At 50.7% G+C, this 10,901-nt stretch carries 8 protein-coding genes and 1 tRNA gene; 4 read left to right on the forward strand and 5 right to left on the reverse strand.

Annotation, left to right across the window (positions count from 1 at the left end; translation table 11 throughout):
- Positions 1–48: 48 nt before the first annotated feature.
- From ACSHWX_RS16040 to ACSHWX_RS16055, 4 genes are all read right to left on the reverse strand, one after another.
- Positions 49–549: a hypothetical protein gene (locus ACSHWX_RS16040; RefSeq protein WP_435669247.1), complete on the reverse strand. Its 501-nt coding sequence runs from the start codon at positions 547–549 to the stop codon at positions 49–51.
- A complete protein-coding gene (locus tag ACSHWX_RS16045; RefSeq protein ID WP_435669248.1) occupies positions 539–889 on the reverse strand; it encodes a helix-turn-helix transcriptional regulator in 351 nt (116 codons plus the stop codon). The genes ACSHWX_RS16040 and ACSHWX_RS16045 overlap by 11 nt, the downstream gene beginning before the upstream one ends.
- 318 nt (positions 890–1,207) lie before the next feature.
- Positions 1,208–1,552: a hypothetical protein gene (locus tag ACSHWX_RS16050; RefSeq protein WP_435669249.1), complete on the reverse strand. Its 345-nt coding sequence runs from the start codon at positions 1,550–1,552 to the stop codon at positions 1,208–1,210.
- Complete coding sequence (locus ACSHWX_RS16055) at positions 1,552–2,079, reverse strand: DUF3768 domain-containing protein (protein ID WP_435669250.1); 528 nt, start codon at positions 2,077–2,079, stop codon at positions 1,552–1,554. The genes ACSHWX_RS16050 and ACSHWX_RS16055 overlap by 1 nt, the downstream gene beginning before the upstream one ends.
- A gap of 198 nt (positions 2,080–2,277) precedes the next feature.
- On the opposite strand from ACSHWX_RS16055, the gene ACSHWX_RS16060 reads away from it, so the two are divergent.
- From ACSHWX_RS16060 to ACSHWX_RS16075, 4 genes are all read left to right on the forward strand, one after another.
- Positions 2,278–3,453: a type IV secretory system conjugative DNA transfer family protein gene (locus ACSHWX_RS16060; RefSeq protein ID WP_435669251.1), complete on the forward strand. Its 1,176-nt coding sequence runs from the start codon at positions 2,278–2,280 to the stop codon at positions 3,451–3,453.
- Between the two features lie 196 nt (positions 3,454–3,649).
- On the forward strand, positions 3,650–5,254 hold the full coding sequence (locus ACSHWX_RS16065; protein WP_435669252.1) for a recombinase family protein: 1,605 nt from the start codon (positions 3,650–3,652) through the stop codon (positions 5,252–5,254).
- A 444-nt stretch (positions 5,255–5,698) separates the two neighbouring features.
- Positions 5,699–8,713, forward strand: a complete 3,015-nt coding sequence (locus tag ACSHWX_RS16070) for an AAA family ATPase (RefSeq protein WP_435669253.1) — start codon at positions 5,699–5,701, stop codon at positions 8,711–8,713.
- Positions 8,704–10,299, forward strand: coding sequence for a hypothetical protein (locus ACSHWX_RS16075; RefSeq protein ID WP_435669254.1), 1,596 nt, complete (start codon positions 8,704–8,706; stop codon positions 10,297–10,299). The genes ACSHWX_RS16070 and ACSHWX_RS16075 overlap by 10 nt, the downstream gene beginning before the upstream one ends.
- Positions 10,300–10,825: 526 nt before the next feature.
- Here ACSHWX_RS16075 and ACSHWX_RS16080 read toward each other — a convergent pair.
- Positions 10,826–10,899, reverse strand: a tRNA-Cys gene (locus ACSHWX_RS16080).
- Between the last annotated feature and the right edge of the window lie 2 nt (positions 10,900–10,901).

Here is a 10,901-nt window from a genome sequence, read left to right on the forward strand (position 1 = left end):
GCATAAAGCTGCAGCTTGTCAGTGAAAGAGCGAAGTGTGTGGTAATGGTTATGACACATTGCCGTCACCAGACTCTGGCAAAATACTCGGCCCGAGCAAACCGGCTTCGTGAGCCAGCACCAAAGCTTCGAAGCAGGCCAGATTGTATGGTTCGCCTTTCCAGATCGGTGGTTTCTTCGGTACCAGATGCGCCAGATCCGGAAATTTATTGCCGAGATGGGCAGCCTCGATATAGGCATTCGGGAACCTGCGTTCCCGGCGAACCACCAGGTTCGGAATCGGCAGGTCATCCCCGACGGTCGCTAGCGCTTGAAGGATCGGGATTTGTATGCCGCTTTTCTTCCTTGCAGCGTCAGGATTTTCAGTGACAAGAATATCCGGCTTGAAGTCAAGCACCCAAGCACGAAGCTTCTTTGCTGCCTCCTCCTCTGATGACGCTGCCTTCTCCGAGGCATCCCAAATCACCAACTGACAGTCATCAAGCACCACGCAGGCAAGGCGTCCAGTGCGCGCCGCAACCGAAAGCACGCGCTGCCCATTACCTCCCATGATCGTGGTCTTGTTCTTCTAATAATCGTTCTGCCAGCCGTTCCAGTGTTCTCTGGCGATTGGCGAACTCCGGGCGGTTGCTCTTCTGGTCCGCCAGCGTTTCCAGATTGACGCCCAGGTCCCTGCGGGCCTGCCGTAACACCTCGGACCATAGGCTTTCGAAGCTGCGTCCAAAGATAAGAGAGAGGGCGCAAATCTCCCCGATTGTGGGCAGTTGCTCTCCGCGCTCTAACTGGCTGACTTTGTGATTGCTTTGGCCGAGCAAATGGCCGCAATCCGCCTGACTGAGACCCGATTTCTTACGGGCAACTTTCAGGTCAAAAATGAACTCATCAAACATGTTTTTGTTTGGTTAGCGAATAACGGGCCAATAATAGCCCTTCGCTCTACGCCAGAGTACTACCTGGGGCACGTAATATTTGAAAACGGGTTTTGCCTTTGCTACCGGGATCAGAACCAGGTTGAAGCTTTAGAGGCGAAAGGGCGAAGCCCGTTTCGCTTCTCCCGGTCCAGAGTTCCGGGGAGGCAAAACCCGTTTTCAATTCCCAAGTACGCCTATTTTCGCAGAAATCGACAATCAAAACCAGACCCCGGGAGGCGCGGATTTTGCGACCCGGCCAGAAACAAAGTGACCCGCCCATCCGGGGCGGGTCATATCTCAAAAGAGCGCCATCTGAGCGTCATCAGGGTTGCTAATCCCATAGATCAACCGGGCCATCGCCAGCGTTGCTATGCCCTGATTCACTGGCTTTTCCGTCACATGATTGACGATATGCCAGCCGCCCCAGATTTTCAGACCGGCAGCCTGATGAAGAACATCAAGGCGATCGGGGCCACAGCTGCCCCCGAAAATACCCAGAATCTGCCCGAGGGCTGCGATGAACTCGTCCTCGGTCATACCGATAGCTATTTTAGCGGCATACCGATCGGGTAACGCTTTGGTAGCGATCCGGAACACCGCTTCCTTGTCCGCTGGCGTGAGGGGACGTTTCTGCCGGGCCATCAATACTCGTTGGCCAGCATGATGGTCAGCACGCGGTTAGTGACACTCGGGTTGGCTGCATCCGGTGAATGCTGTTCCAAGTTCAGATCGAAATAATCGATTTTCCAGAACAGTTTCTGACCTTCGATTTCGAAGGCACCGAAATCATGCTCGCCGTGTGGATCGTTGTCTTCCGTGAATTCGCTGAAATTCATCACTGTGCGAGTGGTTTGCGTCAGAAACTCTTCGCCTTCAGCCTGCACCCCAGCGGTCAAAACGACCATCACATGTTCACCACGGCCACGACGTGCTTCGTCATTGAGACGGAGGATGCGTTTCTGGCGGAACTCCTTGTCGAGCTTCCAGATCGGTGTATTGGACTCGCCACAATTATCACAGGCAAAATCATCAAATACGGTCTTGAGTACCCACTCGCCAGTCCCGATCCTCCACTCCGTCCAAGCATCACGAACCACTTGGGTGGCACCGCAATTACCGCAGGTCGGATAGGCACCGACCTGATCGCTGATATCAATATCTTTAGACATGTCTCTCTCCTTGCATGCGGGTGCGACCGAGGGATTTCGGGCGCACCCGGTGCAGGGAGAGAAAGGAACTGTTCTGACCTCATTCTGAGCCGGAGCACTTTTTCCAAATACACCCCGGGATTCGCAGAATTTGCGAATGTCTGTTCCGGCGAGCGCCACGGTGTACCGGCGAAGGGTTTGTTCCGGCAGGATAGGGCGATGCACGAAAACACCGACCCGGTGACCCGGCTTGGCATGGCTCATCACCGCTATGGCCATTTTCTCTTTGGCATGCGCCAACGTGACCGCCTGATGCATGCCTATATAGTCGGGCAGACCGGGACCGGTAAGTCAACTTTGCTCCACAACATGGCTTGTGAGGACGCCCGGCGCGGCGTCGGGTTCTGTCTGATCGATCCGCATGGTGATCTAGCTGCAACGCTGTCCACAGACATTCAGGACAAAGCTATCTATTGGAATGTAGCCGACGCGACGAGCCCCTACGGCTACAATCCACTGACACGCACATCACCAGCCTTGCGGCCCCTGATTGCATCGGGACTGATAGAAGCGCTTAAAAAACAATGGGCCGAAGCTTGGGGTGTGCGTATGGAACATTTGTTGCGCCACGCCATTCTGGCACTCTTGGATATGCCGCAGACTGATCTGCGCGACATCCTGCGTATGTTTCTAGACCGCCAGTTCCGCAAGGAAGTACTTTTGCACGTCCGCGACCCTCAGGTACAAAAATTCTGGGCCGAAGAATACCCAGCCATGAACTACAAGAACGCCGCCGATGGTCTGGCCCCGATCGCCAATAAGCTTGGTGCGTTTCTGGCGCACCCGGTGATCAGGAAGGTGATCTGCGACCCGGAGAAGCCACTTCGGTTTCGCCAGATCATGGACAACGGTCAAATCCTGATCGTCAATTTGGCCAAAGGGCAACTGGGCGCGGATGTTGCCAATGTTCTGGGCGGTCTCTTGGTTTCCAGCATTACTCACGCGGCCTTCACCCGCCACGATTCCCTTGAAGCTGATCGGCGGCCATTCATACTCTATATTGATGAATTCCATTCTTTCACCACCGAGGCGGTGGCTGATCTGCTGTCCGAAACCCGGAAATACCGCCTCGGCGTTGTCCTGAGTCAGCAACATACCGCGCAGAACAGTTCGGCGGTCTTTGCTTCTGTTATGGGTAATGTCGGCACGCTGATCTGCTTTCGTATCGGGGCCATGGATGCATCGATCCTGTCGGCGCAACTTGGAGGTAGTGAAATTCGTGATTTGATCAATCAACCCAATCACCGGGCATTTGTGCGGATGATGATCGATGGGCAGCCTTGCAAGGCTTTCACAATGACCACCTTGCCACCACCGATTTGTGAAAACCCGTAGCCCCTGGGTCTTTGTCGAAAATCTGACTCAGGTATCCTTTAAGCATGAACAAAGACGAACATCTGGAGCGGCACCTTGAGCTTTGTCGCCGCGTCTATCTGCGCATGTTGGCAGAGGATTCTTGGCCGTGGAAGGCCGAGGACGACTCGTCAAAATCTGGGGATGTGGTAGAGTCTGAAGACATTGAAAACAAATTATGAAACCGTGTTTTGGATACATTCGAGTAAGCACCCAGAAGCAAGGTGAAGGGGTTTCCCTCCAGGAACAAAAAGATGCCATAGAGATCTTTGCGAGTCGCCAGAATCTCCACGTCATTGAATGGTTTGAAGAAAAGGAAACCGCCGCCAAAAGCGGGCGGCCCGTGTTCAACAAAATGCTCCGGGAACTGAGACGCGGCAAGGCTTCGGGAATGATCATGCACAAGATCGACCGCTCCGCACGCAATCTGAAGGATTGGGCGATCGTCTCCGAACTGCCCGATCAAGGTATCCAGGTTTATGTGGCCACCGAAAGTTTGGATTTCAATTCACGTGGTGGACGCCTGACCGCCGATATGCTGGCGGTGATAGCTGCCGATTTCATCCGGAATTTGCGCGAGGAATGCCGAAAAGGCATACGTGGTCGATTGAAACAGGGGCTGTATCCATTCCGGGCTCCAATTGGCTATTTGGACAACGGTAGAGGCAAGCCAAAGACACCTTGCCCGCGAAAAGCACCGCTGATCCGTGAATTATTTGAACTCTACGCGTCGGGCCAGCATTCTTTGCGCAGTCTGCAGTCTGAGATGAATCATCAGGGTTTGCGAAATCATGGGGGACGGCCACTGAGTCTGCATGGCATCGAAACTATTCTCAACAATCCGTTTTATACCGGACTCATCGAAATCAAGCGAACCGGTGAGACGTACAAGGGCGTTCACAAGTCGCTCATAGCGGCAACTTTGTTTCGCCGGGTGCAGGATATAAAATCCGGCCGTAGCGGTCCAAAGGTGACCCGGCACAACCACTTGTTTCGAGGGCTTTTTCGATGTGGTCTTTGCGGCCGTCCTATGTCACCCGAACTACAGAAAGGGCGAGTGTACTACCGATGCCAAGGTCGCGAGTGTGCAACAAAAACCGTGCGGGAAGATGTCCTGGATAGCCATGTCAGTGCGGCGCTAAGGCGGCTTGAAATTTCGGAAGAGGATGCGTCAGAATTGGTCAGCCGATGGAACAGCCAGCTAGCAACGATGGCAACTGACGACATGCGGAAATCGCTTCAGCTTCGAACGGGTGCGGTCGAACAGGCATTGAGTCGCGCGGCTGATCTTCTAATCGACGGCACGCTCGACAATGAGACCTATCTGACCAAGAAAAGGGATGCGACCCTGCGTTTGTCGACATTGAACGAGGAACTGCGAAATCTGCCCGATCCAGCCGAGATAGAAGCTAACAACGCGAAGTTTATCGAACTGATGAAAAACCTTACAGGGCTTTACGAATCCCTGAAACCGACGGAAAAACGGATATTCGTTGAATACACGTTCTCGAACCGGACGGTGACTGAGAAAAAACCGTGTTTTGAGCCGTATTCTTGGGTGCAGATGGCCGAAACTGGCAAGGATGTCCCCTCTGGTGAACCACATCGACACACAGATCGAACTTTTATTGAATCTCACGATAAGTCGGCTCTGGGAAAGGTACTCGACTTAGTGAAGCAAAGAAAAGGTGAAGATGAGCACAAAAAGCGAAAAGTGGATGTTCCGCAGTGGCGAATAAATCTGAAACATCAGAGTGATGATGGTTTTCCAGAGGTAGCTTGATTTTGGATTGCTAAATAATTCATAACTACCGATTGACCAATTTTCAGAGTTTGGACAACCACTCTGAGGTCATATTGAGTAAGTTTCTATGGTTGCCTCTGGGTAGGATTGTACCAAACATTCTTCATTTCCCCAATCTACAGGCTTGCCCGCGTATATTTCAGGTGCCGGTGCTTAGAGTTTGTATACGCCCAGATGAAGCATGGAAGACGTTTACGTGCCCAATCCGCCCTTGTTTTCAGCGGGATTAATAACCAGTATTCGGATACTGAATACGCAGCAAAAGCCAACAAGTATGGAAAACCGGCTCTCGCGGCGAAAGTGAATTGGAATAGACGTACTATCATCAAGCCGCAACGTATAAAGGCATTTAATGTCGCACCTGAGCGCTTACAAAGTATGAAGAGGTTATTATGAAAAACAAATACTTAGATCAAGTTCCTAATGGATAAAAGCGCATTTAGGTTCTTAGTTAGGTCCGGCGATCAACCTCATCATTCAGCGCGTTGTTTTATCGTGGCGGATCCAAAAGTCGACGACCGAAAACAATGGGACCTCCAGCTCGATCCACCGGGCGAGGGAGGATGGTCATATGAGATCACCGATATTAAAGACTGGATGTTGCATGGCAAACCGAAGCGACAGATCATTTTTGACAGAGCCGACCCAAAAACACCATTTAGAGACCTAGTAAGAGAAGAAGTTTTTCGGGAATATCTGCGGAAAATCTTGAACATGCTGCCTGAGGAGCATCAGTCACGACGCAAGTATGTACTTATGCCGTCGATTTCGGACGAAGACTCGAGAAAACGTTACAAGGGTGCTCTAGAAGCCGTAATTCCAGGCGTAGTAGTTCTCCCGGAACCAGAGATGGTTGCGGAATATTTTCGCCTAATCAAACAAAATTTGGAGCTGGAAGCGGGACAGAATAATATCATTCTCGTCGTTGACATCGGTGCGGCTACAGCAAACATGACAATTATTGTGAGCCGCCGCGATGGCAAAATTCTAGATGTGGATTCAAAGGGTGCCCAACGTGACTTGCGGCTGCGTGCACTACGTGGAGACAGTGATAATCATGCTGGCCGCTGGGTCGACAAGCGCTTGCTCGATCAGTTGGGCCTTGATGAATCACAGAAAAAATTGCGCGAAATTGAAAAGGCCAAAGTACAGGTCAGTTTAACTGGCAAAAAGATAAGCATTTCTGAATCGTCAACGGCAATTGAAAAATCTCACTTAGAAGCGGTCTCCACCGAACTCTGGATGGAACTGCGCCCGCTATTTGAAAGCCTACGCGAACGGCTATATGATAATCAGGTCTCTTCGGAGGATGCTAGGCAGAAAAGTGAAGCACGTCTGAGAGAACGTGAAGTTAGTTCAGCCGATGATGCACACCGGTTGATTGACACCATATTACTGGCAGGAGGGACAAGCCAACTGCCAGGTTTCGAAGAAGCGATGTTTGAGACACTTTTCCCAGATGTTAAAAGGCCTTCAGTTCTGAGGGTTGGGAGTGCATTTTCCATCGCGGCTGCAGCTGGGGGACTAGCCCACATTCTGCATCGTTATGATCCTCCACGCATTCGCGAAGCACCAGGCGAGGGCAGCGCGCTCTTTACCGCAGAACTCGAAAGTACACTTCCCCATGCATTGGTACTGGGCATCAAACATAAAGGCGAACGAGAGCAGTCTATCACGGTGCTGGATCCAGATGATCCTTTTGTCGATGATGGTGGGAAGCGCGTTATTGATGGCATTCCATCTCTTTCTAACGGTTCGGAGCCCAAGACTCGACTTGTCCCTGCTGTAACGGCAGGAGTCGAGGCGAGACGGGGTAGTAAATTCTTGCCGACACACGTGAACCAAACACCTACCGAGTTCGAATTGAGTTGGGATCCGAACAACGAAAAGGCGCAAATCAGGTCTAATCACGCATCACAAGTTGGGCATCTTTGGTTCGATGCAGGTAGGTTGCGTAGGAGAGAAGAGCTTTCTCCGAACCCTTATGACGAGCCCATGCCGTCAGGCGCGTTGGCGGTAGACGCCGCCAGCGATGTCATTTTCGATATCGGAATGTCAAAGATTGTTGCGGTGACGGCAGAACGTGGTTGGATTTCAGCAGAAGAATTAGAGCGGATTGTACGGGATGGGGATACATCCCATACTGATCTAGCATCTGACGAAAAAGGTAATCCTGTCCCTACAGCTGATTTGAAACAAGTGGCGTCTCGAGCAGCAACGGATGATGCAGAAACAGAAATCATTGAAGATGACAAGGAAGCAGCATCTCGGAGAAACCAGCCAGAAACAAGACTTGGTCGAGTTGAAAAACGTCAAGTGAATGCACCTACAGATCCTCAAATTAACTTGGAAAACTCAAAGAAGGGCGTTGGAGAACACATTACTAGCAAGGTGAAACCGAAGACAATTCGACCCTCGGCTAACTCTAATTCTGAAACAGAAACCCCCGACCCGTGGAGCTGGCGAATTCCGGATACAGAATTCACTCAAGCGCTGACTTCGATACGTGACGTATTTCAAGCCGAAACTCCTGAGGTTTGTTTCGAAGATATTGTTGTTGCTCTTCTGGCTCTAACTGTGCGCCCAGTTGTGTTGCTGGCTGGTCCACCCGGATGTGGAAAATCGACACTTGTCCGTGTCATTGCCAGTATTTTGGGCAAGGAGCCAGATGCCAGCTTTCATGATGTGGCGGTCCAAGCGCACTGGGACAGTGACAGCCCTCTTTTTGAAGCAGAAGGTCAACTGACCGCCCTTCTCACAGATTCCGAAACTGCGCACTTGGTTCTGTTCGATGAGTTCAACCTCACTCGGCCTGAATATTATCTATCTCGATTGTTCCACGCGTTTGAGAACGGCAACCGTAAACTCTCACCTGATCAGAGTATTGCATCTTGCCGTGTTTTTGGGACGCTGAATATCGACGAATCCTCGCGCCCACCGTCACCCAAAGTGCTAGATAGATGCTTTTTGATTGAGCTTTCCCAAGCCAATTTGAACATTGCTCTGCCTGCGAAAATAACTTGGCCTAGGGAATTCACACCGCTTCACGGTCTACCTGAAGTTCCGCAGACCGGCCCGATTTCGGACGAACGAATAGTTGGCGTCGTAAATGCACTTCACCAAGCAGTTCAAGAACATGGGCTTCGTGAAGATCTACTTCCATCACGACGTGTACTCAATGATATTTGGGCGATGCTCAACTTGCATCATCGGCTTGACCTGCAAGGTAGAAATTTGCTCGATAGGGGCGATTTGGTTGATCGTCTGATCGCAAGTAGAATTCTTATAAAACTCTCAGGCGCGTTCGATCAACTTTCGCCGGCGCTAGAGGCTCTCGAACAATTTGCTGAGAATTTAGAGGAGTTACCTATAACGCAACGCCGTCTTAAACTGGCAAGGCGACAAGCTCGTTTAGGGTTCGTTTCGCCTTGGCAGTAGAACAAACGATCATCAAAGCCGTGCGAGTGTGGGAGGCTGATGGTACCGTTGTTGTGTACCCGTGGGATCCTGCGAATTGCTACTTGATCCGTGATGATCAACCTTTTTTTGAAATTTTGACTCAAGGCCATCCCGCCGCGTTCCAGGATAAGCAGAAGAAATTTGAGCTGAAACAAAGCGAAGATGGTATGCAATGGCAGCTATGGGACCTTTCTGAAGAACTTTCCAGAAAGCGACGGTTTGGCGAGGTTAGTGCCGTCCTCAAAGTACCGAAAAATTGCCAGCTACGTTGTTACGTGATCCCGACAGCCCTTCTAAGTTATCGTGATGTTTTGACAATGGTGACTGATGTTGAGACAGAACTTGGAATTTCGGTAGCATGGGACGAAACACCTGATCCGACGGAGAATGGCCGCAGCTGGAGTCTTCCACTGAACAAGTCGCAATCGATATTGCCACCGGAAACTTTGGACCAAATAGAAGCCGAAATTATTGCTGCTGACTCAATTCGCCGCAATCCGTTCATGGAGCTCGGTCCCATCTCGAGATCGGACACACCGCTGCCCGAAAACGCGCTTGTTTCGCAATGGGCGATGCGTAGGTCGGGTCAACTGCGCGATATTTCTGACAGCCTTGAGGCAGATATTAGAGTGGAAAGAGCCCAAGCTGCCCTTAAGAATCCTGATGGGCGTCAGAGCAAAATTGATTCAGCAATAGATCGATTTGATACATTGTTGACACGTTCCAATGAACTGAGCTCCCGTGTACCCCAATACATAAACCATCTTGAAATCGGCGCGCCAATCCAGCTTAGTCCTCTATTCCAGCGCGATCATCGGCTTCGGTTGCTGCTTCGAGCTTTTGCGCCAAACCGATCAGAAGCTATCGCTGAGAACGAATCAAAGTTATCAAGTTATCCGCCGGTCATGCTTAACCATTTATGGGAACTGTGGGGGATAGTATGGATAGCGAAACAGCTCAGAAAACTTGAGTTTTCAGGCATATGTTCAGTCGAGTCGATCAAATCCGAGAAGCGGTTCTCTTGGCATCTCGAAAGGGATGGGATAACAATCAAACTCGATTTTGAAGCTGAACCGGCTTTCATCGACTATACAGATATGCCGCCAGTTCATGAACGTGCCGTTCCCGCATTAGAGTGGGCAGCGCACCATCAAGAAATAAATAGTAATCGTCCATTTCTCGGGTCAGAGGATAAATGTTCGCCTGACTACCTAATTAGAATCATGACGAGCAGTGCTAACTCTCTCTTAGTTGGAGATGCTGCCTTGGCAACGCCCAAGCACCACAAAAAGAATACTGATCAAATGAAAGCGAAACCTCAAATAGTTGAACGGTATAGGAGAACAATCGGCTGGGTTCTCGGAGATCAAATTGTCAGATGTCATCCGCTGGGCGGGTTCGTAGTTTTTCCACCACCTTCTGGTGAATGGAGTGAGTTAGAAACTATTCCACAGGCCCGCGATTGTACGCTTCTCTGTCCTAGCCCGCTAGACGACGTGGAAGCGGGCGCAAGGCTATGGACGCTCCTGGAATCTGTAGTGCCGGAACTTGGTTCCCAAAGCTAAGCATCAACGCTGGATCTGATCAGGCTACGTCTTTTACTTCGATCGCAGCTCTCTGCCGCTTGGCGATAGAGTGGCGTTCTCACGGATGTGGTTGGCGGGATAGTCTTTGATGTGCTCCAGAACTGATCTGCGAGCCAAGCCTCTGGATTTACCCGGTTAACCCTGCGTGTCTCGATCGCGGTATAGGCAATCCGCTAGATTTGGAAACGCTATACTCACGCCATTTTTTACCAGATGAACACCACCCTAAAAAATCCAAACCCATAAAACTCGCTCATAATACAAGACCAACACCCGACCATGTTTTGCCACCAAGTCTTCCGGGGAATACGCAAATCTAGAGTGAATTCGCTGCAGCAAGCGTCAATGACCGGTCTGGGAAATGGTGTCCGGAATTGAAACACGATTCTAGTTTCACGTCGTTGAACATCATGGAACATCGCGGAACCGAACTTTAGATGAGACTAAGAAGAGACTAAGCCGGTTTTCTCGGCAAGAGGATTGTATCTAAGTTATTGATTTTATTTGGAGGCGAGTACCGGAATCGAACCGGTGTACACGGATTTGCAATCCGCTGCGTAACCACTCCGCCAACTCGCCGA

It is taken from the genome of Maritalea sp., assembly GCF_051251695.1.
In the GTDB taxonomy this organism is placed as follows: Bacteria; Pseudomonadota; Alphaproteobacteria; order Rhizobiales; family Devosiaceae; genus Maritalea.

Bases quoted from the DNA above. Each gene is read 5' to 3' on its own strand.
- ACSHWX_RS16050 (WP_435669249.1), bottom strand. From the start codon at position 1,552: ATGGCCCGGCAGAAACGTCCCCTCACGCCAGCGGACAAGGAAGCGGTG.
- ACSHWX_RS16055 (WP_435669250.1), bottom strand. From the start codon at position 2,079: ATGTCTAAAGATATTGATATCAGCGATCAGGTCGGTGCCTATCCGACC.
- ACSHWX_RS16070 (WP_435669253.1), top strand. From the start codon at position 5,699: ATGGATAAAAGCGCATTTAGGTTCTTAGTTAGGTCCGGCGATCAACCT.
- ACSHWX_RS16060 (WP_435669251.1), top strand. From the start codon at position 2,278: ATGCACGAAAACACCGACCCGGTGACCCGGCTTGGCATGGCTCATCAC.
- ACSHWX_RS16040 (WP_435669247.1), bottom strand. From the start codon at position 549: ATGGGAGGTAATGGGCAGCGCGTGCTTTCGGTTGCGGCGCGCACTGGA.
- ACSHWX_RS16065 (WP_435669252.1), top strand. From the start codon at position 3,650: ATGAAACCGTGTTTTGGATACATTCGAGTAAGCACCCAGAAGCAAGGT.
- ACSHWX_RS16045 (WP_435669248.1), bottom strand. From the start codon at position 889: ATGTTTGATGAGTTCATTTTTGACCTGAAAGTTGCCCGTAAGAAATCG.